Origin of the sequence: Citrobacter sp. RHBSTW-01013, assembly GCF_013781985.1 — a bacterium.
GTDB classification, from domain to species: Bacteria; Pseudomonadota; Gammaproteobacteria; order Enterobacterales; family Enterobacteriaceae; genus Citrobacter; species Citrobacter braakii.
In genome coordinates this window covers 2457720-2482078 of sequence record NZ_CP056185.1, presented here as the reverse complement: position 1 = coordinate 2482078, position 24359 = coordinate 2457720, and the positions used below count along the sequence as shown (strand labels likewise).

25 protein-coding genes are annotated in these 24359 nt (G+C 50.7%); 14 read left to right on the top strand and 11 right to left on the bottom strand.

The annotated features are described in order from the left end of the window. Positions 1-20 precede the first annotated feature (20 nt). The 6 genes from HV350_RS12050 to pspA all read right to left on the bottom strand — a co-directional run bounded on the left by HV350_RS12050 (position 21) and on the right by pspA (position 4746). On the bottom strand, positions 21-1313 hold the full coding sequence (locus tag HV350_RS12050) for an ABC transporter substrate-binding protein (RefSeq protein WP_019076863.1): 1293 nt from the start codon (positions 1311-1313) through the stop codon (positions 21-23). Positions 1314-1329: 16 nt separating this feature from the next. Continuing rightward, on the bottom strand, positions 1330-3036 hold the full coding sequence (locus HV350_RS12045; RefSeq protein ID WP_250153355.1) for a sugar phosphorylase: 1707 nt from the start codon (positions 3034-3036) through the stop codon (positions 1330-1332). A 164-nt stretch (positions 3037-3200) separates the two neighbouring features. Continuing rightward, positions 3201-3431, bottom strand: a complete 231-nt coding sequence (gene pspD / locus HV350_RS12040) for a phage shock protein PspD (protein WP_003833267.1) — start codon at positions 3429-3431, stop codon at positions 3201-3203. An 8-nt stretch (positions 3432-3439) separates the two neighbouring features. Further along, positions 3440-3799 carry an envelope stress response membrane protein PspC gene (gene pspC, locus HV350_RS12035; RefSeq protein ID WP_003020497.1) on the bottom strand — a complete coding sequence of 120 codons (360 nt, stop codon included), beginning with the start codon at positions 3797-3799 and terminating at the stop codon, positions 3440-3442. Then, the gene (gene pspB / locus HV350_RS12030; protein WP_016153227.1) at positions 3799-4023 is read right to left on the bottom strand and encodes an envelope stress response membrane protein PspB; all 225 of its coding nucleotides are present in this window, start codon (positions 4021-4023) and stop codon (positions 3799-3801) included. The genes pspC and pspB overlap by 1 nt, the downstream gene beginning before the upstream one ends. Before the next feature lie 54 nt (positions 4024-4077). Continuing rightward, on the bottom strand, positions 4078-4746 hold the full coding sequence (gene pspA / locus HV350_RS12025; protein WP_016153228.1) for a phage shock protein PspA: 669 nt from the start codon (positions 4744-4746) through the stop codon (positions 4078-4080). A gap of 155 nt (positions 4747-4901) precedes the next feature. On the opposite strand from pspA, the gene pspF reads away from it, so the two are divergent. Together pspF and HV350_RS12015 are read left to right on the top strand one after the other, a co-directional pair. Continuing rightward, positions 4902-5891, top strand: coding sequence for a phage shock protein operon transcriptional activator (pspF, locus tag HV350_RS12020; RefSeq protein ID WP_029139556.1), 990 nt, complete (start codon positions 4902-4904; stop codon positions 5889-5891). A 93-nt stretch (positions 5892-5984) separates the two neighbouring features. Next, on the top strand, positions 5985-6629 hold the full coding sequence (locus HV350_RS12015) for a quinolone resistance pentapeptide repeat protein QnrB10 (RefSeq protein WP_032492467.1): 645 nt from the start codon (positions 5985-5987) through the stop codon (positions 6627-6629). Positions 6630-6637: 8 nt separating this feature from the next. On the opposite strand, the gene HV350_RS12010 is transcribed toward HV350_RS12015, so the two are convergent. Continuing rightward, complete coding sequence (locus tag HV350_RS12010) at positions 6638-6961, bottom strand: hypothetical protein (protein WP_072161006.1); 324 nt, start codon at positions 6959-6961, stop codon at positions 6638-6640. 313 nt (positions 6962-7274) lie between these two features. Here HV350_RS12010 and sapA point away from each other — a divergent pair, with 313 nt between their 5' ends. Genes sapA through sapF form a run of 5 tightly spaced genes read left to right on the top strand, consistent with a single transcriptional unit; the run spans position 7275 to position 12557 of the window. Beyond that, a complete protein-coding gene (gene sapA, locus HV350_RS12005; protein ID WP_016153232.1) occupies positions 7275-8918 on the top strand; it encodes an ABC transporter substrate-binding protein SapA in 1644 nt (547 codons plus the stop codon). Further along, the gene (sapB, locus tag HV350_RS12000; protein WP_003020545.1) at positions 8915-9880 is read left to right on the top strand and encodes a peptide ABC transporter permease SapB; all 966 of its coding nucleotides are present in this window, start codon (positions 8915-8917) and stop codon (positions 9878-9880) included. Before sapA ends, sapB begins: the two co-directional genes overlap by 4 nt. Then, complete coding sequence (gene sapC, locus HV350_RS11995; protein ID WP_016156640.1) at positions 9867-10757, top strand: peptide ABC transporter permease SapC; 891 nt, start codon at positions 9867-9869, stop codon at positions 10755-10757. The genes sapB and sapC overlap by 14 nt, the downstream gene beginning before the upstream one ends. Further along, a complete protein-coding gene (sapD, locus tag HV350_RS11990; RefSeq protein ID WP_016153234.1) occupies positions 10757-11749 on the top strand; it encodes a peptide ABC transporter ATP-binding protein SapD in 993 nt (330 codons plus the stop codon). The genes sapC and sapD overlap by 1 nt, the downstream gene beginning before the upstream one ends. Position 11750: 1 nt before the next feature. After that, the gene (gene sapF / locus HV350_RS11985; RefSeq protein WP_016153235.1) at positions 11751-12557 is read left to right on the top strand and encodes a peptide ABC transporter ATP-binding protein SapF; all 807 of its coding nucleotides are present in this window, start codon (positions 11751-11753) and stop codon (positions 12555-12557) included. Between the two features lie 38 nt (positions 12558-12595). Here the strand turns inward: sapF and HV350_RS11980 are convergent, their stop codons facing one another. Beyond that, complete coding sequence (locus HV350_RS11980) at positions 12596-13285, bottom strand: EAL domain-containing protein (protein WP_181630658.1); 690 nt, start codon at positions 13283-13285, stop codon at positions 12596-12598. 441 nt (positions 13286-13726) lie between these two features. On the opposite strand from HV350_RS11980, the gene fabI reads away from it, so the two are divergent. The 7 genes from fabI to osmB all read left to right on the top strand — a co-directional run bounded on the left by fabI (position 13727) and on the right by osmB (position 21840). Next, positions 13727-14515: an enoyl-ACP reductase FabI gene (fabI, locus tag HV350_RS11975; RefSeq protein WP_047417281.1), complete on the top strand. Its 789-nt coding sequence runs from the start codon at positions 13727-13729 to the stop codon at positions 14513-14515. A gap of 199 nt (positions 14516-14714) precedes the next feature. Next, positions 14715-15860 carry a carboxymuconolactone decarboxylase family protein gene (locus HV350_RS11970; protein ID WP_181630549.1) on the top strand — a complete coding sequence of 382 codons (1146 nt, stop codon included), beginning with the start codon at positions 14715-14717 and terminating at the stop codon, positions 15858-15860. 89 nt (positions 15861-15949) lie between these two features. Continuing rightward, positions 15950-17884, top strand: a complete 1935-nt coding sequence (locus HV350_RS11965; RefSeq protein WP_181630547.1) for an exoribonuclease II — start codon at positions 15950-15952, stop codon at positions 17882-17884. A 264-nt stretch (positions 17885-18148) separates the two neighbouring features. Further along, positions 18149-20140 (top strand): cyclic di-GMP phosphodiesterase, encoded by a 1992-nt coding sequence (gene pdeR, locus HV350_RS11960; protein ID WP_181630656.1) that lies wholly within the window; start codon positions 18149-18151, stop codon positions 20138-20140. Positions 20141-20313: 173 nt separating this feature from the next. Then, entirely contained in the window at positions 20314-20505 is a 192-nt protein-coding gene (locus HV350_RS11955; protein WP_161623181.1) for a hypothetical protein, read from the top strand. A 95-nt stretch (positions 20506-20600) separates the two neighbouring features. Then, positions 20601-21353: a DNA-binding transcriptional regulator YciT gene (locus tag HV350_RS11950; protein WP_181630545.1), complete on the top strand. Its 753-nt coding sequence runs from the start codon at positions 20601-20603 to the stop codon at positions 21351-21353. Between the two features lie 268 nt (positions 21354-21621). Then, positions 21622-21840 carry an osmotically-inducible lipoprotein OsmB gene (gene osmB, locus HV350_RS11945; protein ID WP_003020583.1) on the top strand — a complete coding sequence of 73 codons (219 nt, stop codon included), beginning with the start codon at positions 21622-21624 and terminating at the stop codon, positions 21838-21840. 90 nt (positions 21841-21930) lie between these two features. On the opposite strand, the gene yciH is transcribed toward osmB, so the two are convergent. From yciH to lapB, 3 genes are all read right to left on the bottom strand, one after another. Continuing rightward, entirely contained in the window at positions 21931-22257 is a 327-nt protein-coding gene (gene yciH / locus HV350_RS11940; protein ID WP_016153243.1) for a stress response translation initiation inhibitor YciH, read from the bottom strand. Continuing rightward, a complete protein-coding gene (gene pyrF, locus HV350_RS11935) occupies positions 22258-22995 on the bottom strand; it encodes an orotidine-5'-phosphate decarboxylase (RefSeq protein ID WP_181630543.1) in 738 nt (245 codons plus the stop codon). Between the two features lie 189 nt (positions 22996-23184). Then, a complete protein-coding gene (gene lapB / locus HV350_RS11930) occupies positions 23185-24354 on the bottom strand; it encodes a lipopolysaccharide assembly protein LapB (protein WP_016153245.1) in 1170 nt (389 codons plus the stop codon). Between the last annotated feature and the right edge of the window lie 5 nt (positions 24355-24359).

Genomic DNA, 24359 nt, shown 5'->3' with positions numbered 1-24359 from the left:
CACGGCTTTCCATTTCCCCATTAGCGCTGTTCAACGAGGTCATCCAGTTTTTTCTGGCTCGCTTCAATCGTGGTGACGAGGTCGGCTTTGCCTACCGTCACGTTGTGCACCATTGAGCTCACAACACCGGAGCCTGTGACGTCGCCCATGCGGGTGAAGTTCTTATCGCCGACGGCACCAAACACCTGGATATTCGGCAGTTCGGCAATCAGTTGATCGGGTAATTCACCCAGCGCTTTGATGACCGTGTTATCTTTCCACGTCGGGGTATTCACCACTGCTTTGTTGACCGGCAGCGCCGCCCCTGGCGACATCATGACCCAGTCCGCGATGTTGTCGGCCTGCTCCATAAAGGTGACAAATTTCTCTGCCGCTTCTGTCTCTTCAGACTTTTGACCCGCGGTAATGGTTAACGACGTCAGCATGCCGTAAACAGCAGAGTTTTTTTCCGTCGGCACCATAAAGCCCACATTTTTAGGATCGCCCTCTTTAATCACCGCCGGGAGGATATAGGTGGAATAAATCGCCATCGGTGCCGTGCCGTTCATGAACGCGTCTTTGACTTCCATGATGTCGTTTGAGCCCGGCATGGTGTTCATTGCCAATTGGCGGTAATACTGCAGCGCCTGCGCCATTTCAGGTGTGTTGAGCGTTATCTTTCCTTGCGCATCAAAAACGTTGGCCTGGTTTGAGAGCGCGAACTGAGAAAATGACTGTTCGGTCAAAACGCTTTCCGCCGTGGGCAGCGCAATACCATATTTCTTACTACCAGGATTGTTTAGCTTCTGCGCCACGCTCAGCAGTTGTTGCCAGTCTTTTGGCTCTTCCAGCCCAGCTTTTGCCAGCACATCTTTGCGATACCAGATCCCGCCAATCCAGGCGCTAACCGGAACCCCGGTCCAGGCGGTACCGTCTTCAGTACGCACAATACGCAGCACGCCATCATAAAAAGTACCTTCACCTACGGCGTTGATGACCTGCGCTACGGCTTTACGATCGATAAGTGATTCTTTATCCATAACTTTCGCGTAGTCATGGCTGGTTTCAATGACTTCAGGCAGTGAACCACTCCGCGCCAGGGTAATGACCTTGGTGTTGTACGCATCTTCTTCTACAGGAACCTGTTTGACACTGATCCCCGGATTCTCTTTTTCAAAACGCTCAATCAGTTTTGCAATAACCGCCTGCCGCTCCTGTTCAACAGAAGAGTGCATAAATTCAATCGCAACAGAGGACGTTTTATCATCCTTACACCCGGAAACCAGGGCGCAGGAAACCAGTGCTGAAATCAGCACAATTTTAGTTTTAAGCATGAAATGTTCCTTTTTATTACTTAACCCACATGACCTGCCAGGCGTTCAACGTTAATTCTTTACCTGAAATAGTTTTACCGCTAATCAAATCAAATCCATTTTCAACATCAATACTAATGGTTTGCGTATGACCGCTGACATTAAATAATCCGGTAATTTTTTCGCCTGTTTCCGCCGTACGTTTAATTTGCATTACAGCCGGTGTAACACAGCTAATCTGAAAATCACTATCAGGGTGAAATGCTTTATTACTACGACGTATTACAATTAATCGGGATAATTCATGATAAATAGCGTGGCGCAAACTGGTTTCATCTGCCAGCTCCGTTTCGATTTGGCTTATTTGATATTTTTTGCGGTTGATCGCGCGGTTATAACCTAGCGCCTCGACACCTTTATAATCATTGCGTGACCCAAGAATGCTTTGAATGTAAACCGCAGGTACACCCGGAAAACTCAGCAAAATGGCATGTGCGAGAATAAAGCGGGAAAAACGTTCGGCATCACTACAATTGCCTGGCGTCAGTGCGTCCATATATGTGACGTTAATTTCATACGGACTGCGACTACCATCAGGGTTATTTTTCCAGTTAACCAGCGCGCCTTCCTGTTGTAATTCCGTCACCAGGCGCACGATCTCGTCTTCAGGTAACAAACCACGTAATGGGTTGAGACCAATGCCGTCATGCGATGCGAGGAAATTAAACCAGGTGGTCTCACTGGACGGCAGTTCCAGTGATTGCGCCCACTGGCACAAGGTTGAGGTATCCTGGCGTTGTACCGCATGCAGCACCAGCGGCGGTAACGAGAACTGGTACACCATATGTGCTTCATCACGGCCATTTCCGTAGTAGGACACATTATCCTTATGCGGAACGTTTGTTTCAGTAATAATCGCCGTACCAGGCGCCGCGCAGTCAGCAATAGCGCGAAATAGTTTGATAAGCTGATGCGTTTTTTCCAGGTGAATACAGGTCGTTCCTGGCTCTTTCCACATAAAGCCAACCGCATCCAGACGGACATAATCAGCGCCCTGCTCAATATAACTCAATAGCACATCGACCATCGCCAGTAACACTATCGGGTTGGCATAGTTGAGATCGATCTGGTCGTCGCTGAACGTCGTCCATAAATAGCGTACGGTGTTATCTTTCAGCGTAAAAGGCGTCAGTAACGGTAATGCGCGTGGGCGCGTTACGTTGCTCAGGTCCGTATCAGGATCCATCGCAATAAAGAAATCTTCATAACCGTCAAGCTGTTGCAAATAGTTATTAAACCATTCGCTTTTCGCTGACATATGGTTACAAACAAAATCAAACATCAGTCGACTGGATTTACCCAATTGCTTAATATCATTCCAGTCACCGGTTTCTTCGGCAACCTGATGGTAATTAATTACGGAAAAACCATCATCCGATGACCACGGATAAAACGGCAAAAGATGCACATGAGAAAATGTCGACTTAAGCCATTCATTATAAAACTGATTAAACATCGGCAGTGGTTTTTTGCCTGCCCCGTGGAATTGATCGGCGTAGGTAATAAGAACCACATCGCCCTCGTCCCAATGCGCTTTACGGATTTTTTTAATTAATCCCTGTGATTTCTCTAAACGTGCAATCAGCGCTTCATAGTGGCATGAAGTAAACGTATCACCATAAACTTCTGCCAGGCATTTTTGGATTTTTTGGTTCACCTTCAATTCTCGTGGTAGCGGTCCCATGAGTCAAGAGACTACTCTGCGGGAAATAAGCTGTCAATCGGCTGAGGTGGCCAGGAGGGGGATAATAAAAGAATTTCGGCAGCCAAAAAATCGTATTTGTGAGCTGCCGCAAATTAACAGAGGGAATGTTGATTAATTGTTGCTTGCTTTTGCTGATTCGGATATCAGGGTTGATTACCTGAATAGCGTTTCGATAATTTTGCCGCTGCCCGACTCAAAACCGGCTCCAGGACCAACGCCAGCAGCATTTTAAGCGGGCGTCGAGCGACGGACTTCACCGCCCACCCTGCTACCCCCGCCGGGCCGTAACGAAGCGCAGTTAAAAGCACCAGCTTACCTGCTATTTTAAAGCCCGGCTTAACCCTTTGCCCGGCACGTTGCCAGCGATTGTTCATTTCTATCCTCACAATTGGCGGAAACGGCTGCGCAATGAAAAGGTATCAGAGGTGACATAACGCTCCATTTCACGCAAACGCTTTTCACTTGCCGCCAGCTCGCGATCGACGGCATCCAACAGCTCGCCGCTTGATGGCTGCTGCTCACCGGAAACCACATTGTCCGGCATCGGGTCCAACACAAACGTCAGCACGATGTAAGCGACGAAGGTGAAAAAGGCCAGACCAAAAAAGACGGACAACACCACCAGGATCCGCACCAGCTTCACAGGCACATCGAGATAATGCGCTATACCTGCGCAAACTCCCTTCACCATGCCCTGCTGCGGAATACGCCACAGTTTTTTGTTCAGATTAACGCCTCCCATTAGCGGTCCCTCCAGTTTGGATGTTCAGCATCAAGGATGTCTTCCAGCGCCTGAATGCGCTCGCGCATCCGCTGTGCGTCATCGTTGAGTTCTACCAGACGTTGCTGTTCACTTTGCGCCAGTTCGCCACGACTGGAACGGTTGCTGTAATGCAGCCAGAGCCAAATCGGTAAAACGAACAACACAAAGATGGTTAATGGGATAGCCAGAAATAGCGCGCTCATGAGTACTCCTTACAGGTGATGAGCGGCGGCGCGTTCGGGCGCCGCCAGATGTTATTATTGCTTATCTTGCTGCATTTTGGCTTTAAGTTGCGCCAGCTGCTCGCTGATTTCATCATCTGCTTTCAGGTCAGCAAATTGCTGATCCAGAGACTGCTGTTTACCGAAGTTATGGCTTTCGGCCTCAGCTTCCATCTGATCGATACGACGCTCGAAAGATTCAAAGCGTGCCATCGCTTCATCCAGCTTACCGCTGTCCAGTTGACGACGAACATCACGCGAAGAGCTCGCAGCCTGATGGCGCAGCATCAATGCCTGCTGACGAGCACGGGTTTCACTGAGTTTATTTTCCAGCTCACCGATCTCTTTTTTCATTCGCGCCAGCGTATCGTCAACCAGCGTCACCTCATGCTCCAGAGAAGCAATCAGGTCAGTCAGTTTCTGTTTTTCGATTAAGGCAGAACGCGCCAAATCTTCTTTCTCTTTACGCAGCGCCAGCTCGGCTTTTTCTTGCCACTCTGCCTGTTGTGCGCTCGCCAGTTCGATACGGCGAGATAATTGTTTCTTTTCTGCCAGAGCGCGTGCGGAGTTTGAGCGCACCTCAACCAGCGTGTCTTCCATTTCCTGGATCATTAACCGCACCAGCTTCTGCGGATCTTCAGCCTTTTCCAGCAACGCATTAATGTTGGCGTTCACGATGTCGGCAAAACGAGAAAAAATACCCATAATGTAATCCTCACTTACTGTTCTGATATCGGGCTATGCCCTGCTGTTTTCGTAATGCACTTGGCGTGCCAACTTTTTAAATAATTGATTTTAATGTAAATATGCAATTTTACCTGACGGGAGAATTAGGGTAAATTGGTGAATAACACTAACAAGTGGTGAATTTCATCATGGCAGGATACAAAGACAATATTCTGGGCGAAGCGAACAGCTTTATTGAAGTGCTGGAACAGGTTTCTCATCTGGCGCCGCTGGATAAACCTGTACTGGTTATCGGTGAGCGAGGTACGGGGAAAGAGCTTATTGCCAACCGCCTGCACTACCTCTCCAGCCGTTGGCAGGGCCCATTTATTTCGCTTAACTGCGCAGCTCTCAACGAGAACTTACTTGATTCCGAACTGTTTGGTCACGAAGCCGGTGCGTTTACCGGTGCGCAAAAACGCCATCCAGGACGTTTCGAACGCGCGGACGGTGGCACGCTGTTTCTTGATGAACTGGCGACCGCGCCAATGTTGGTACAGGAAAAACTGCTGCGCGTAATTGAGTATGGCGAGCTGGAACGCGTCGGCGGCAGCCAGCCCTTGCAGGTTAACGTGCGTCTGGTCTGCGCGACCAATGCCGACCTGCCACGTATGGTCAGCGAAGGCACTTTCCGCGCGGACCTGCTGGATCGTCTGGCCTTTGACGTGGTGCAACTTCCCCCACTACGCGAGCGTCAAAGCGACATCATGTTAATGGCCGAACACTTTGCCATTCAGATGTGCCGCGAGATCGGGTTACCGCTTTTTCCGGGATTTAGCGCCGAGGCCAGAGAAACCCTCCTCCATTACCGTTGGCCGGGTAATATTCGTGAACTGAAAAACGTCGTGGAGCGCTCCGTTTACCGGCACGGTACCAGCGATTACCCGCTGGATGAGATCATCATTGACCCCTTCCGCCGCCACGTTGCGCAGCCACAGGCAGCACCACCAAAGCAGACATCTGTAGCATTACCGCTGGATCTGCGTGAATTCCAGCAGCAACAAGAGAAAGACTTTCTACAAACCAGCTTGCAGCAGGCGAAATTTAATCAGAAAAAAGCTGCTGAGTTACTGGGTCTGACTTACCATCAGCTACGCGCGTTGCTTAAGAAACACCAGATCTAATACGCATTTGCAGGTGTCATACTGGCGGGTTTGACGCATAACGTCATAAGGTTTACCATGGCGTTGTTACTGTATAAAAACACAGGCATAGATATGACTCTGGCATTAGTTGGCGAAAAAATTGACAGAAATCGCTTCACCGGTGAAAAAGTTGAAAATAGTACATTTTTTAACTGCGATTTTTCAGGTGCCGACCTGAGCGGCACTGAATTTATCGGCTGCCAGTTCTATGATCGCGAAAGTCAGAAAGGATGCAATTTTAGTCGCGCAATGCTGAAAGATGCCATTTTCAAAAGCTGTGATTTATCAATGGCAGATTTCCGCAACGTCAGCGCATTGGGCATTGAAATTCGCCACTGCCGCGCACAAGGCGCAGATTTCCGCGGTGCAAGCTTTATGAATATGATCACCACGCGCACCTGGTTTTGCAGCGCATATATCACTAATACCAATCTAAGCTACGCCAATTTTTCGAAAGTCGTGTTGGAAAAGTGTGAGCTATGGGAAAACCGCTGGATGGGGACTCAGGTACTGGGTGCGACGTTTAGTGGTTCAGATCTCTCCGGTGGCGAGTTTTCGACTTTCGACTGGCGAGCAGCAAACTTCACACATTGCGATCTGACCAATTCGGAGTTAGGTGACTTAGATATTCGGGGTGTTGATTTACAAGGCGTTAAGTTAGACAACTACCAGGCATCGTTGCTCATGGAGCGGCTTGGCATCGCTGTGATTGGTTAGCTCAGCGTTTACACCGGGAGATGCGTTTGACGATTTACTTTTAACCAGTACGACTCCTGGCAAGCATTGTGAAATGTTTTCTCCAGTGGACGAATATCCTGACCTGCCGCATCAACGACATGCCATCTAATGCTGCATTCTGGACAGGAATTTGATGGATATATAACCAATTCATTTTCGCGAGAACAACGAATAACCACTCCCGAATCATGAAGCCATGTCTTATTTATAATCTCAACTTCAGCCATGTCATCCCGTTTACTGACATCCTCAATACAAATAACATTTTTGCCTATTTTTATAGCATTGACGTAATCCGCTAAGTTGCTCATTTATTAAATATTCCCTTTGATTCGTACACTAACGCATTGTAATCGCTTATGCATTTTGTCACAGCGAGGAAACCGTAACAAATTACGCCAACTGTCCACATCCTGCACCGCGTTTATAGCAAGTCAGATGGTCCATGAAAATGCTAAGATAGTTAACAGAGTAGATTCAAAGTGGATAGCAGGTATGAATTTTGACCATGTCGCGGTGTTGAACTCGCGCTTATCGAGCCTGTTACTCCCAAACACAAACGGTAATGGCAAATGTCATTAAATATTAGTAAGATAGCCTCTTTATTTATAATCCTTTAAAATTATGCGCCTGGTTTTATCATCTCTGATCGTGATGGCTGGATTTCTGAGTGGTCAGGCTGCTGCCGCGCCTGAACAGGCTTCGCATGCTGATATTCGTGACAGCGGCTTTGTCTATTGCGTTAGCGGGCAGGTCAATACGTTCAACCCGCAAAAAGCGAGCAGCGGTCTTATCGTCGACACCCTGGCAGCCCAGCTGTATGACCGACTACTCGATGTCGATCCGTACACCTATCGACTGGTGCCTGAGCTGGCTGAAAGCTGGGAGGTGCTGGATAACGGCGCAACCTACCGCTTCCATCTGCGTCGTGACGTCCAGTTTCAGAAGACGGCCTGGTTCACCCCCACCCGCAAACTGAATGCGGACGACGTGGTGTTTACCTTCGAGCGCATCTTTGATCGCCAGCATCCGTGGCACAATGTAAACGGTAGCAGTTTCCCCTACTTCGACAGCCTACAGTTCGCCGATAACGTCCAAAGCGTACGCAAGCTGGACAACAACACCGTTGAGTTCCGCTTAACTCAGCCCGACGCCTCCTTCATGTGGCACCTCGCCACGCATTATGCCTCCGTGATGTCAGCAGAATATGCGGCTAAATTGGCAAAACAGGATCGCCAGGAGCTGCTCGACAGACAACCCGTCGGCACCGGACCGTACCAGCTTTCGGAGAATCGCGCAGGGCAATATGTTCGACTGCAGCGCCATGAAAAATTCTGGCGTGGTACTCCTCTGATGCCGCAGGTGGTTGTGGACCTCGGCTCTGGTGGCACCGGACGTCTATCGAAACTCCTGACCGGTGAGTGTGATGTTCTGGCCTGGCCTGCCGCCAGTCAGCTCAGCATTTTGCGTGATGACCCGCGCCTGCGTCTGACCCTGCGCCCGGGGATGAACATCGCCTATCTGGCATTCAACACCAATAAACCACCGATGGATAATCCCGCCGTGCGGCATGCGCTGGCGCTGGCCATTAATAACCAACGGCTGATGCAGTCCATCTACTACGGGACGGCGGAAACCGCAGCATCTATTTTGCCTCGCGCCTCGTGGGCTTATGACAACGAAGCTAAAATTACAGAGTACAATCCGGCAAAATCGCGCGAGCAGTTAAAAGCACTGGGGCTGGAGAACCTGACATTACAGCTTTGGGTACCCACCAGTTCTCAGGCCTGGAACCCCAGTCCACTGAAAACCGCGGAGCTGATTCAGGCTGACATGGCTCAGGTGGGTGTGAAAGTTAAAATCATTCCGGTAGAAGGTCGTTTTCAGGAGGCGCGATTAATGGATATGAACCATGATCTAACGTTATCCGGTTGGGCGACGGACAGTAACGATCCTGACAGTTTTTTCCGACCGTTGCTAAGCTGCGCCGCCATCAACTCGCAGACTAACTTCGCCCACTGGTGTAATCCGGAATTTGACAGCGTTCTGCGCAAGGCCCTCTCTTCGCAGCAACTCTCATCGCGAATTGATGCCTATGACGAAGCGCAAAATATTCTCGCGAAAGAGTTACCGATCCTGCCGCTGGCCTCTTCACTGCGTCTGCAGGCTTATCGTTACGATATCAAAGGACTGGTGCTGAGTCCGTTCGGCAATGCATCTTTTGCCGGGGTTTCCAGGGAAAAGAAAGATGAGGTGAAAAAGCCATGATTATCTTCACCCTGCGTCGTTTTTTATTGCTGCTGGTCACCCTTTTCTTTCTGACCTTTATTGGTTTCAGCCTGAGCTACTTCACGCCTCATGCGCCGTTACAGGGTGCATCGCTGTGGAACGCCTGGGTATTCTGGTTCAATGGCCTCATTCACTGGGATTTTGGTGTATCCAGTATTAACGGTCAGTTGATTTCAGAACAGTTGAAGGAGGTGTTCCCGGCGACGATGGAACTGTGCATTCTGGCCTTTGGTTTTGCGCTGATGGTTGGGATCCCCGTTGGTATGCTGGCAGGGATCACGCGGAACAAATGGCAGGACCGATGCATCAGCGCCTTAGCGTTGATGGGCTTTTCCATTCCGGTTTTTTGGCTGGCGCTGTTGCTGACGTTGCTCTTCTCACTGACTCTCGGCTGGCTTCCCGTTTCGGGACGCTTTGATCTTCTCTATGAAGTGAAGCCCGTTACCGGATTTGCCATTATTGATGCGTGGATCTCCGACTCGCCCTGGCGCGATGAAATGCTGGTCAGCGCAATCCGTCACATGGTGCTTCCGGTGTTGACGCTTTCCGTCGCCCCTACCACGGAAGTTATTCGCCTGATGCGAATCAGCACCATTGAGGTCTTTGATCAAAACTATGTTAAAGCGGCCGCCACGCGCGGTCTGTCACGCTTAACCATTCTGCGCCGTCACGTTCTGCACAACGCCCTTCCGCCGGTGATCCCGCGTCTGGGCTTACAGTTTTCCACCATGCTGACGCTGGCGATGATCACCGAGATGGTCTTTAGCTGGCCAGGTCTTGGCCGTTGGCTGATTAACGCAATTCGCCAGCAGGATTACGCGGCAATTTCGGCGGGCGTCATGGTGATTGGCTCACTGGTTATCATCGTTAACGTCATCTCTGATATTTTGGGTGCTATGGCTAACCCTCTGAAACATAAGGAATGGTATGCCTTACGATAGCGTCTACAGCGAAAAGCGCCCGCCGGGTACGTTGCGCACCGCATGGCGCAATTTTTACGGCGATGCGACTGCGATGATCGGCCTGTATGGCTGCGCAGGATTGGCGATTCTGTGTATTTTTGGTGGTTGGTTTGCCCCTTATGGCATCGACCAGCAATTTCTCGGCTATCAGCTTTTACCGCCGTCATGGTCGCGCTATGGCGAAGTCTCATTTTTCCTCGGAACTGACGATCTCGGGCGTGACGTGCTAAGTCGCCTGCTCAGCGGCGCGGCCCCAACCGTTGGCGGCGCGTTTGTCGTCACCCTCGCCGCCACACTATGTGGCCTGTTACTGGGCGTGGTTGCCGGCGCAACGCACGGTTTGCGCTCCGCGGTGCTGAACCACATTCTGGACACCCTGCTCTCGATCCCTTCGCTGCTGTTGGCGATTATTGTGGTGGCCTTTGCCGGACCGCATCTGACACACGCGATGTTTGCCGTCTGGCTGGCGCTGCTGCCGCGCATGGTACGCTCCGTCTACAGCATGGTGCATGACGAGCTGGAAAAAGAGTACGTTATCGCCGCTCGCCTGGACGGTGCAACCACGCTCAATATCCTGTGGTTTGCCGTTCTGCCCAATATTACCGCCGGACTTATCACTGAAATCACCCGTGCGCTGTCGATGGCGATTCTGGACATCGCCGCGCTGGGTTTTCTCGACCTTGGCGCACAGTTGCCGTCACCAGAATGGGGAGCCATGCTTGGCGACGCGCTGGAGCTGATTTATGTCGCACCCTGGACGGTTATGCTGCCAGGTGCGGCGATTATGATAAGCGTGCTGCTGGTTAACCTGCTGGGTGATGGCGTGCGCCGGGCAATTATTGCGGGGGTGGAATAATGCCATTACTGGATATCCGCAACCTGACCATTGAATTCAGAACCGGCGACGACTGGGTGAAGGCGGTTGACCGCGTCAGTATGACCCTCAATGAAGGTGAAATCCGCGGACTGGTTGGCGAGTCTGGATCGGGCAAGAGCCTGATCGCCAAGGCCATTTGCGGCGTCGCTAAAGATAACTGGCGCGTAACCGCAGACCGCATGCGCTTTGATGATATCGATCTGTTGCGCCTTTCCGCGCGTGAACGACGCAAGCTGGTCGGCCATAACGTTTCCATGATCTTTCAGGAACCGCAATCGTGTCTCGATCCGTCTGAGCGCATTGGACGACAACTGATGCAAAATATTCCGGCATGGACTTATAAAGGCCGCTGGTGGCAGCGTATCGGCTGGCGTAAACGCCGCGCGATTGAACTCCTGCACCGCGTCGGGATAAAAGATCATAAAGATGCGATGCGCAGCTTCCCGTATGAACTGACCGACGGCGAATGCCAGAAGGTGATGATCGCAATCGCCCTGGCTAATCAGCCGCGTTTACTGATTGCCGACGAACCAACGAACGCGATGGAGCCAACCACTCAGGCGCAAATTTTCCGCCTGCTGACCCGGCTGAACCAAAACAGCAATACCACCATTTTGTTGATCAGCCATGACCTGCAAATGCTCAGCCAGTGGGCTGACAAAATTAACGTGATGTACTGTGGGCAAACGGTGGAAACTGCGCCCAGTAAAGAACTGGTGACTATTCCGCATCATCCTTATACCCAAGCGTTGATTCGCGCCATTCCTGATTTTGGTAGCGCAATGCCGCACAAAAGCCGCCTGAATACCATGCCAGGAGCCATTCCATTGCTGGAACAATTACCTATCGGCTGTCGTCTGGGGCCGCGCTGCCCTTATGCTCAGCGCGAATGTATCGAAACCCCAAGACTGACCGGAGCAAAGAATCATCTCTACGCCTGTCATTTCCCGTTGAACATGGAGAGAGAGTGAGATGGTAGAAACCCTGCTCGAAGTTCGTAATCTGAGCAAAACCTTTCGCTACCGGACGGGCTTATTCCGCCGTCAGACCGTTGAGGCCGTTAAGCCCCTGAGCTTTACCCTGCGCGAGCGTCAGACGCTCGCCGTCATAGGTGAAAATGGTTCCGGTAAATCTACGCTGGCGAAGATGCTGGCCGGTATGATTGAGCCCACCAGCGGTGAGCTGCTGATTGACGATCACCCGTTAAAATATGGTGATTATTCATTCCGTAGTCAGCGTATCCGTATGATTTTCCAGGATCCGTCAACGTCGCTTAACCCACGGCAACGTATTTCGCAGATCCTCGATTTTCCGCTACGTCTGAACACCGACCTCGAGCCTGAACAGCGTCGCAAACAGATCATCGAGACCATGCGCATGGTCGGTCTGTTGCCTGACCATGTGAGTTATTACCCGCATATGCTGGCTCCGGGACAAAAACAGCGTCTGGGCCTTGCCCGAGCGCTCATTTTGCGACCCAAAGTCATTATCGCCGACGAAGCCCTGGCCTCTCTGGACATGTCGATGCGTTCGCAGCTCATCAATCTGATGCTGGAATTACAGGAAAAACAGGGGATTTCATATATCTATGTGACTCAGCACATCGGCATGATGAAGCACATCAGCGATCAGGTATTAGTCATGCACCAGGGTGAAGTGGTTGAACGCGGCAGTACAGCAGATGTTCTGGCCTCGCCGTTGCATGAGCTGACCCGTCGCCTGATTGCCGGCCATTTCGGCGAAGCGCTAACCGCTGACGCGTGGCGTAAAGATCGCTAGCAGATGCAGCCCTCCTCAACCGGAGGGCAATTTTGCAATCAGTGACAAACATTTGGTAAGAGCAGTGTATCAACCTCGCTAAACGCGACCGAAGGGAAAAGGGATCCCTGCATCACCCAAACACCAGCCGCGCCTACTTCGTCGATAAGCTGTTTGGTTTCCACGCCCTCCACCGCAATGCGGTCGCAATATTCGCGGATGTTTTTAATTAGCACCGGGAACATCGGTTTTTCAGCCTGATCCAGGAAAAAACCACGATCCAACTTCACAACATCAAAACGACCGCAAACCAGCGGACTGGCCCCAATGCTGCCGGAGCCCAGATCGCCCAGCCATAATGCGTTTGGACCGTCGCAAAGTGAATTAATCAGCAGATTATTCAGACATACGGTATTCGTCAGAAAACGCTCTGAAAGTTCTAGTGCGACAAAAGGCATGGCATGTAGCGCCGATTTGACGCTCGGGTCGCCAATTGCCAGCAGCGCCATTTCATCAATGAGGTTCAGAGTACAGAAAAGGTTGTGGCTCTCAAACCAATTACGCTTTTCGGCAATTAATCGAATTTGCTCGAGCATGAAATTACGTTTTTGTTCGCTATTCCACACTGAAATGATGAACTCTGGATGTATCGGCGAAACCGTATCTGAAACAAACCGGACGCTCATCTCAACACCCAGTAACGTATCAGTTGTGTCTCTCATCGGTTCCGCGATGAAATGATAGTGCATAAGACCACTCCAATTGATCATAACTTCCTGATAATGCACTTTTAATCACAATCAATCAATAATAACGATCAATGAATCAATATTGATCGATAAAAACAATATATCATAAAGAACTGAATACAGTCATATTTTTTGTTTTAAGAAAGTTCCTACATTGCTATGTTTTAAAACATAAGCTAGCAGTTAATAATACCATTGAGATGCCTTTAAAGCCTTGTATTTTCTCCTTCCCCCCGCGCTTCGCAGAATGAATGAGACTTAACCAGGGAAAGTGTTATAACCCTCATGTGTAATGAAAAGTGATTATCAGTAAGGGATGATAACTATTCTACAAGGCACAAAGAGTGGGATATAATTGCTGCCCCATTTCGAAACACCTTCAAATTGTGATCATAACTCATTGATTGCAAAAAATAAGCAATGACCATAAGGATTAAAGCTATGGGTTTTCTTTCCGGTAAGCGCATTCTGGTAACGGGTCTTGCCAGCAAACTGTCCATCGCCTGGGGTATCGCTCAGGCCATGCATCGCGAAGGGGCTGAACTGGCGTTCACCTACCAGAATGACAAACTAAAAGGCCGCGTCGAAGAATTTGCAGCTCAACTGGGTTCCAGCATCGTACTGCAGTGTGATGTGGCGGAAGATGCCAGCATTGATGCAATGTTTACCGAACTGGGCAAAGCCTGGCCGAAATTCGACGGTTTCGTGCACTCCATTGGTTTTGCGCCCGCAGACCAACTGGATGGCGACTATGTGAATGCAGTCACCCGCGAAGGCTTCAAAATTGCTCATGACATCAGTGCTTACAGCTTTGTGGCGATGGCAAAAGCCTGCCGTTCCATGCTGAACCCAGGCTCGGCGCTGCTGACGCTATCCTATCTGGGCGCAGAACGCGCCATCCCTAACTACAACGTGATGGGCCTGGCAAAAGCCTCACTGGAAGCGAACGTCCGCTATATGGCTAATGCGATGGGTCCTGAAGGGGTGCGTGTGAACGCTATTTCTGCCGGTCCTATCCGTACACTCGCCGCTTCCGGCATTAAAGATTTCCGTAAAATGCTGGCGCATTGTGAAGCGGTTACGCCGATTCGCCGCACTGTAACCATTGAAGATGTGGGCAACTCCGCAGCATTTTTGTGCTCCGATCTTGCTGCCGGCATCTCTGGTGAAGTCGTTCACGTCGATGGTGGCTTCAGTATCGCGGCAATGAACGAGCTGGAACTGAAATAATCGTAAGTCTTCTATGGGCGGTCTTGCCCCGCCCATGACTCTCCTCTGCCCGCCGCCATATATGCTTTTCTGATATTTATTATCACGGAACAATCTTTCATCCCCTCTTCTGCTTACGTCAGGATATTGCAGCGCAAACGATCCGGCGTAGTAGTAGACGACGTGTCCGGGTCGCCACTTTTTAGACCAAGGACCGCCCATGGAACAACGCCGAATTGAAGGCAAAAGCCACTGGTATCATGAGACGCAATCCAGCAAGCATCCGCAAGATATTCTGCCGCTGGTGCCGGAAGCCGCTCATGTCGACGACAGCTTTTTACTGGATCTGGCGATACCTGATGACGCCCTTTTGCCTTTTCAATCCTGGTTAACCCCTGCCCGTAAACTTGCCCAGGTTCTCTTCCCGGTTCACGTAAACCTTAATCAGATGCACACATTCAGCGCCTATGAACGGATGAGTACGGCGCTTACCGTCGCTCAGGTGTATGGCGTCCAGCGATTGTGCAATCACTATGCCGCGCGGTTAACACCGCTTCCTGGTCCTGACTCGTCACGGGAAAGTAACCATCGGCTGGCGCAAATCACCCAATATGCTCGCCAACTTGCCAGCTCTCCTGACGTGATAGGCGCACGCGATCGCCAGCATCTGGATGCGGTCGGGCTGACTACCAGCGATAGTATTTTGATGAATCAAATCATCGGCTTCGTCGGTTTTCAGGCCCGGACCGTGGCTCTGTTTCAGGCCTGGTTTGGACATCCGGTGCGCCGAATACCGGGGCTGGATATACAGCAATTCGCTCACGCTTCGCCATTTAGTGCAACAAACGCTACCTGGCACGCTGCGCCATTCCCAATCGAAAAATATCCTGCTCAGGACGAGACGACGGCCAGACATTTTCCCGCTGAACTGCAAGCGTTGGTGCCATTACTGATTCATTCACCGGTCATTTTAGATTTATTCACGACACTGATTTCCAGTACCCGGCGCAGCGCAGTACCGGTGCAGGCATTTTCACTGGCGGCGCTAATGACCTCACGGATTAACGGCAGCGTGGCCTGCTTTAATGAACAGGCACATACAGCCAATGAATTAGCCAACGTTATCGCCCTGCTTCGCCAGGAGGAACGTGAATTACAGCGCTGGGAACAGCGACATCCGGTTGAGCGCGTCACCCTGCAGGCGGTACAATGGTTAACCCGAGCGCCCGACCGTTTTAGCGCCGCGCTGTTAACCCCTTTGTTCGATCAGGGCATCTCTTCTGAACAAGCGATTAACCTGCTGGCCTGGAGCGGATTGTGCGGATGGTTGAATCGCTTGAAAATCGCGCTGGGCGAGACTTATTAACCGATCCACTTACTGAAAGAGCGCTTGCCGCAACTGAGAGAATCGCGTAAAACTGTCAGCCGCTCTTTTAGCCACGAAAATAGACAATTATGCTTCAGGACAACCCGCTGCTAGCGCAGCTTAAACAGCAACTGCATTCCCAGACGCCACGTGCTGAAGGGGTGGTAAAAGCCACGGAAAAAGGCTTTGGCTTCCTGGAAGTCGATGCACAAAAAAGCTATTTCATTCCACCGCCGCAGATGAAAAAAGTGATGCATGGCGACCGCATTGTTGCGGTTATCCATACAGAAAAAGATCGTGAATCTGCCGAGCCGGAAGAACTGATCGAACCCTTCCTGACGCGCTTCGTGGGTAAAGTTCAGGGCAAAAATGATCGTCTGTCCATTGTGCCGGATCATCCGTTACTGAAAGAAGCGATCCCTTGCCGTGCCGCCCGCGGCGTTGAGCACGACTTTAAAGAAGGTGACTGGGCCGTCGCTGAAATGCGCCGCCACCCGCTGAAAGGCGATCGCACCTTCTATGCCGAGTTAACCCAATTTATCACTTTTGCTGATGACCACTTTGTCCCGTGGTGGGTCACGCTGGCACGCCATAATCTCGAAAAAGAAGCGCCGGACGGTGTGGCAACTGAGATGCTGGATGAAGGTCTGGTTCGTCAGGACTTAACCGCCCTCAACTTTGTCACCATCGACAGCGCCAGCACCGAAGATATGGACGATGCGCTGTATGCTGAAGAGCTGGCCGACGGCAAACGGCAATTAACTGTCGCCATTGCTGACCCTACGGCCTGGATTGCAGAAGGCAGCAAGCTGGATAAAACGGCAAAAATTCGCGCGTTTACTAACTATCTGCCGGGGTTCAATATCCCGATGCTACCACGCGAACTGTCTGACGATCTGTGCTCTTTACGCGCGAGCGAAGTGCGTCCGGTTCTGGCTTGTCGTATGACCATCGCCGCGGATGGCGCGATTGAAGACAACATCACCTTCTTCGCAGCGACGATTGAGTCGAAAGCGAAGCTGGTCTACGACAACGTCTCCGACTGGCTGGAAGGTGCCGGTGACTGGCAGCCTGCAAATGACGCGATTGCTGAACAAATCCGTCTGCTACACCGTATTTGCCTGAGCCGCGGTGAATGGCGTCATAACCATGCTCTGGTATTTAAAGATCGCCCGGATTACCGTTTTGTTCTTGGTGAAAAAGGTGAAGTCCTGGACATCGTCGCTGAGCCACGCCGCATCGCAAACCGAATCGTGGAAGAATCCATGATTGCGGCAAACATTTGCGCCGCCCGCGTGCTTCGCGACAAGCTCGGCTTCGGTATTTATAACGTCCATATGGGATTCGACCCGGCCAACGCCGACGCTCTGGCCGCGCTGCTAAAAACCCATGGTATGCACGTTGATGCCGAGGAAGTCCTGACGCTGGAAGGTTTCTGCAAACTGCGCCGCGAGCTGGATGCGCAGCCTTCTGGTTTCCTCGACAGCCGAATTCGCCGCTTCCAGTCTTACGCTGAAATCAGTATCGAGCCAGGGCCGCACTTTGGGCTGGGTCTGGAGGCTTATGCCACCTGGACCTCTCCTATTCGTAAATATGGCGATATGATTAACCACCGCCTGCTTAAGGCCGTCATCAAAGGTGAAACCATTACCCGCCCTGGGGATGATACCACGGTGCAAATGGCGGAACGTCGTCGCCTGAACCGGATGGCTGAGCGTGATGTGGGCGACTGGTTATACGCCCGTTTCCTGAGTGACAAAGCCGGGACCGATACCCGCTTTGCGGCCGAGATAATTGACGTCAGCCGCGGCGGTATGCGCGTACGTTTAGTTGATAATGGCGCAGTCGCATTTATTCCTGCCCCATTCCTGCACGCCGTTCGGGACGAGCTGGTATGCAGCCAGGAAAGCGGCACGGTGCAAATCAAAGGTGAAGTGGTTTACAAAGTCACGGATGTGATTGACGTAACCATCGCCGAAGTTCGCATGGAAACCCGCAGCGTTATCGCGCGTCCAGCCGCGTAACACGTATCAATCCAGCGACCTTTCTCATTTTGTGAAAGGTCGTTTCTTTTTTCCGCCCAAATTCCCACCAGGCACTACACTTCTTTCATTCGGTTAATTTTATTTTTTTACTTTTTTCAGTTCCGCTGGCTTTGCTTTTTACGGATTCTGGATTAAACATAAATATATAAAAAAAACAATACGTTCAGCCATAATCACCCCGAATGAATCATGGCTACCCATACTTTTGAGGCTCTATGCGCTTTAAACGGGATAGTACACATGATGAAAGACGTCCGGGAGCTGGTTACGTTGTATAGCTATGTGGGCACTAATAACCCCTACTGGCGTTTGTCAGAGGATTGCAACATCCTGCATTTCTCTATCGACGAAGCGTCAGAAGCTGATCAGACCATCGAATTATTACCTGAACAAGCCGATCGCATTCGCGAGATGACGGTGATCACGTCAAGTCTGCTAATGACGTTGCCCATTGAAGATGACGACATTCCCGTGCATCTGGTCGGTCGAAAAATCAATAAGCGCGAATGGGCTGGTAGCGCATCCGCCTGGGATGACACCCCCTCCGTCGCCCGCGATCTGGCCCACGGCCTCTCTTTTGCCGAACAAGTCGTTTCCGAAGCCAATTCCGTTATTGTCATTCTTGACCGCATGGGCAACATTCAGCGGTTTAATCGCCTGTGCGAAGAGTACACCGGCCTCAAAGAACGTGAAGTCATTGGTCAAAGTGTATTCACATTATTTATGAGCCGTCGTGAAGCGGCGGCTTCACGGCGCAATATTGAGGTCTTTTTTCGCGAAGGTAACTCGTATGAGGTTGAACGCTGGGTCAAGACCTGCAAAGGCCAGCGTCTGTTTCTGTTTCGCAATAAATTTGTGCATAACGGTAGCGGCAAGAACGAAATTTTTCTGATCTGTTCCGGGACGGATATCACTGAAGAACGCCGCGCGCAGGAACGACTGCGGGTGTTGGCGAATACCGACTCCATCACTGGATTACCAAACCGCAACGCAATTCATGAACTGATCAGCAATGCGATTGAGAACGCGGGCGATACGCAGGTCGGTATTGCGTACCTCGATCTGGATAACTTCAAAAAGGTAAACGATGCCTACGGGCATATGTTTGGCGATCAGCTACTACAAAGCGTGTCGCTGGCAATCCTCAGTTGCCTCGAAGACAACCAGATCCTGGCGCGATTTGGCGGCGATGAATTCATTGTTCTTGCCACCGAAACATCCCAGGGCACACTGGAAGCCACCGCATCACGCATTCTGACGCGCCTGCGCCAGCCCTTCCGCATCGGTCTGATTGAAGTCTATACCGGATGCTCTATTGGTATATCCCTCGCGCCTCAGCATGGTCAGGACTGCGAGAGCGTCATTCGTAACGCGGATACAGCCATGTACACCGCGAAAGAAGGCGGCCGTGGGCAGTTTTGTGTTTTTTCTCCGGAAATGAATCAGCGGGTATTTGAATATCTGTGGCTGGATACTAATCTGCGTAAGGCACTGGATAACGATCAACTGGTTATCCATTATCAGCCAAAGATAACCTGGCGCGGTGAAGTGCGCAGCCTGGAGGCGCTGGTTCGCTGGCAATCTCCGGAACGCGGCCTCATTCCACCGCTGGAGTTTATATCCTACGCCGAAGAATCGGGGCTCATCGTCCCGCTGGGGCGTTGGGTTATTCTCGACGTTGTGCGCCAGGTCGCGAAATGGCGTGACAAGGGAATAAACCTGCGCGTGGCGGTAAACGTTTCTGCCCGCCAGCTCGCCGACCAGACGCTTTTTACCGCACTTAAGCAGGTGCTTCACGAGCTCAACTTTGAGTATTGCCCCATCGATGTTGAATTAACAGAAAGCAGTTTGATAGAAAATGAGCAACTGGCGTTGTCAGTCATTCAGCAGTTTAGCCAGTTAGGTGCGCAAATCCATTTGGATGATTTTGGTACCGGTTATTCGTCGCTGTCTCAACTGGCCCGCTTCCCGCTAGATGCCATTAAACTGGATCAGACCTTTGTCAGAGAGATCCACAAACAATCCATTTCACAATCGCTGGTACGGGCCATAGTTGCGGTAGCACAGGCGCTCAACCTGCAGGTCATCGCCGAAGGCGTGGAAAGCGCGAAAGAGGATGCGTTTCTGACCAAAAATGGCGTCAATGAGCGTCAGGGGTTTTTATTCGCCAAACCAATGCCAGCAGCCGCATTTGAACGTTGGTATCGCCGCCACCTGAGTAAAAAACTGCGCTAATGCAGAGAGAATGAAGGCGATAAATAGCCATAAATGGACATTACATGACGACGCTATCCGCATGTAATCACAGAATATATAATATTCTTCAATCGTTCAGGTTAATACTATTTTTCCCTTCTCTTTTGCCATGAAATTCTGCATCATGAAATTCAAACTCTATTGCCATTAGGATGACGACCATGTCTGATATCGACGCTCAGCGTCTGGCCGAACGTATTGATACCGTGCTGGATATCCTCGTTGCAGGTGATTACCACTCAGCCATCCACAATCTTGAAATTTTGAAAGCTGAACTGTTAAACACGGTCAAAGAAGATGCCGAATCTTTGGCGAAAAAGCAGAAGGCACCATGGGAGATCTGATGACAGTGATCTTTTGATGTCGCTGCTATCAGCAAACTGCAGATAATGCAGTTTCCGTTTAATTTCCGATACGATATCGCAATAAAATTAATATTATGAATTCCCGACAACAATCTATTTTGCAGATGGTGACCGATAAAGGTCAGATGAGCGTCGCCGATCTGGCAAAAGTCACCGGTGTCTCCGAAGTGACGATTCGACAGGATCTGAACACGCTGGAAAAACAGAGTTACTTACGCCGAGCCCACGGTTTTGCTGTTTCATTGAACAGCGATGATGTTGAAACGCGCATGATGACCAATTTCACTCTGAAACGTGAACTGGCTGAATTCGCTGCATCTCTGGTCAGTCCAGGCGAATCCGTATTCATTGAGAATGGCAGCAGCAATGCACTTCTGGCCAGAACGCTGGCAGAGCAAAAAGATGTCACCATCATCACCGTGAGCAGCTACATTGCTCATCTGCTCAAAGAAACGCCCTGTGAAGTGATACTTCTCGGTGGAATTTACCAGAAAAAAAGTGAGAGCATGGTCGGCCCCTTAACTCGCCAGTTTATCCAGCAGGTACACTTCAGTAAGGCCTTTATCGGCATTGACGGCTGGCAGGCTGATACCGGTTTTACCGGACGCGATATGATGCGTTCTGACGTGGTTAACGCGGTGCTGGAAAAAGGCGCAGAAGTTATTGTGTTGACCGACAGCTCAAAATTCGACGCCATTCACCCTTACACGCTGGGTCCATTAGAGCGATTCAGCCGCGTAGTAACGGACTCCAGACTCAGCGCCAGCGTACAAATGCAGCTCGAACATTCAGGATTAATCGTCAATATCATTGATGCCCACGTATAAAATCTTCAGTAGATGGTTTGTCAGCAGACAAATCATCTGCTCTCTGAGAGTTATCTGACAATCCAATTAAGACTTTTTACCTGTCGTTAACAGGATAAAGTCGTAAAATTAATGTTAGCGATATAACAGGAACGAACCTCCAACTTCAGGATAGTGTTTGTAATGCCTTCGCTAAACGGTTTCACGGAAATATCTTCGATAGTCTTAATTTGACGCTATCCTTAAAGAACACTGGATTCCGTGAATCAATAATTCAGGAGAAAGTATTATGTTAGTAACGAGCAAAAAAATGACCGCTGCCATTCTGGCGATTACTCTGGCAATGTCGCTGAGTGCCTGCTCTAACTGGTCCAAACGAGATCGTAACACCGCAATCGGTGCTGGTGCAGGTGCAATAGGTGGTGCAGTACTGACTGACGGTAGCACGCTGGGTACGCTGGGTGGTGCTGCAGTAGGTGGTATTATTGGCCACCAGGTGGGTAAATAATCTACGGTTAAACGGCTCGATATAATAATACGTTTACTTTTTCAGGTCTGTATTATTAAAAAGCCACGGAAATTTTCCGTGGCTTTTTTATTAACCGCCAGCCAGTTTAACTTTCATTCCTTTAGCTTCCAGCAGCGATTTAATCAGGTCGCGTTTATCCCCCTGAATTTCAATCACGCCATCTTTCACTGCTCCACCGCAACCACACTTTTTCTTCAGTTCTGCGGCTAATTTGGTCAGTTCGGCATCGTCTTGATCAATACCGGTAATCAGGCACACGCCCTTCCCTTTGCGACCACTGGTCTGGCGCTGGATACGAACAATGCCATCGCCTTTTGGACGCTCAGGCGCTGTTTTCGGTTCATCAATACGCCCGGAGTCGGTAGAGTAGACCAGACGAGAGTTTGAGTCGTTCATTTACGCACCTCGTTTCAGGGAAGCATTGATCATCTTCAGCGTCTGCGCGGGATCGGCCGACTGGGTGACCGGACGACCAATCACCATGTAATCCACACCTGCTAATTGCGCCTGTTCCGGTGTCATAATACGACGCTGATCGCCCGCCTCGCTGCCTTCAGGACGAATCCCCGGCGTCACCAGCTTAAATGCCCGGCCCAACGCCTGCTTGAATCGCACCGCTTCCTGAGCTGAGCATACGACACCATCCAGACCACAATTCTGGGTTAAGCGCGCCAGTCTTTCAGCATAATCCGCAGGTGACAACGTCACGCCGAGATCGGCGAGGTCGCTGGCTTCCATACTGGTCAGAACCGTCACGGCAATCAGCAGCGGCGCATCCTGGCCAAAAGGCACTAAGGCTTCACGGGCTGCAGTCATCATACGCGCCCCGCCAGAAGCGTGAACGTTAACCATCCAGACGCCAAGTTCGGCAGCAGCGGCAACTGCATGCGCGGTGGTATTGGGAATATCATGAAATTTCAAATCAAGAAAGATGTCAAAACCACGCTGTTGTAGATCGCGAACCAACTGAGGCCCAAAAAGCGTGAACATCTCTTTGCCCACTTTCAAACGGCAATCACGAGGATCAATTCTGTCAACAAAAGCTAATGCTTTATCACGATTAGAATAATCGAGAGCGACAACGACAGGAGAATCGGTAACAGCACGAGAAGAAGATGAAGCAGTAAACGTCATGACCAGACCTTCTTGAGGATGGGCGCCCACGGCGGCGCGAAATGGGTAAACGGCGTGCATTCTACCTGCGGTAATAGAAAATTAACAGGCGCGATTACATTTCTGCCAAGCGAACCGGCAGCGGAGGTTGAGGATGGATCGATGACACACCAAAAGTATGTTGTAACTAAAATGAGGTTTTTTTAAAAATTACAGCCCATCAAGTCCGCGAATGGGCTTAATGGTTGACCATGAACGGCAGGATGGACAGTGCCAGTACAGCGTATACGCCGTAAAACCGCACTTCTGGCAGCGGTAGCGCGGTTTACTGCGTACCTGCTCTCCGACCATATCGCGCAGAACCATCAGGCTCTCTTTGGCACGCCCTTCTTCGGCTTCGTGGAGATGATAATCCATCAGCTTGTGGAACACGCGCATCGTAGGATGACGTTGCAGCTGACGAGTGATATAGACCTGAGCGGTATCAGCCCCCTCACGCGCCTCAAGAATATCAGCCAGCATCAGTTCGGCGGCGGCACCAGTATTTTCCTCGACGGCCCGACGTAAAAACTCCGCCCACTCATCGTTTTTCCCCAGATGCTGGTAGCAGCTTTGCAGCATTTCCAGCGTTTCGCTGACCAGCTCTTTGTCCTGGGAAATGACCCGTTGCAGGCTTTCAACCGCCTTCGCGTAATCACCTTTTTCCATGTACACGCGACCCATCATGATGGATACCCGTGCACTGTTTTTGTCTGCCGCGGCGCCTTTTTTCAACAGCGTCATGGCGCGATCCATATCGTCGCTACCCATTTGCTGTAAGGCCAGTTCGCAGTAGAAGTGGGCTATCTCATTACGCTGTTTGTCTTTGCCGAGTTTTACCAGACGCTCTGCTACATCAATGGCTTTTTGCCATTCGCTGGTGGCCTGATAAATTTGCAACAGTTGCTGTAATGCGCCAACCCGAAAATCAGTTTCATCGGTAAGCTGATTGAACATGTCTTCCGCGCGGTCGTACAGTCCCGCGGCCATGTAGTCGCGCCCCAGCTGTTGCACGGCCAGCAAACGCTGCTCGTAGGTCAGCGAGGCACTTTCCATTAACGTTTGATGGATGCGGATTGCGCGATCGACTTCACCGCGAGAGCGGAACAGGTTTCCGAGGGTGAGATGAGCCTCAACGGTGCCTGTGTCCTCTTTTAGCATATCAAGGAACAGATCTACCGCTTTATCTTGTTGGTTGCTCAGGAGGAAGTTAACCCCGGCGACATAGTCACGAGAAAGACGGTTAGCTTCATCCTGCTTGGTTTGTTGCGCACTTCTGCGACCCATATACCACCCATAGGCAGCGGCTACAGGTAAAAGCAGAAACAACAACTCCAACATAAATA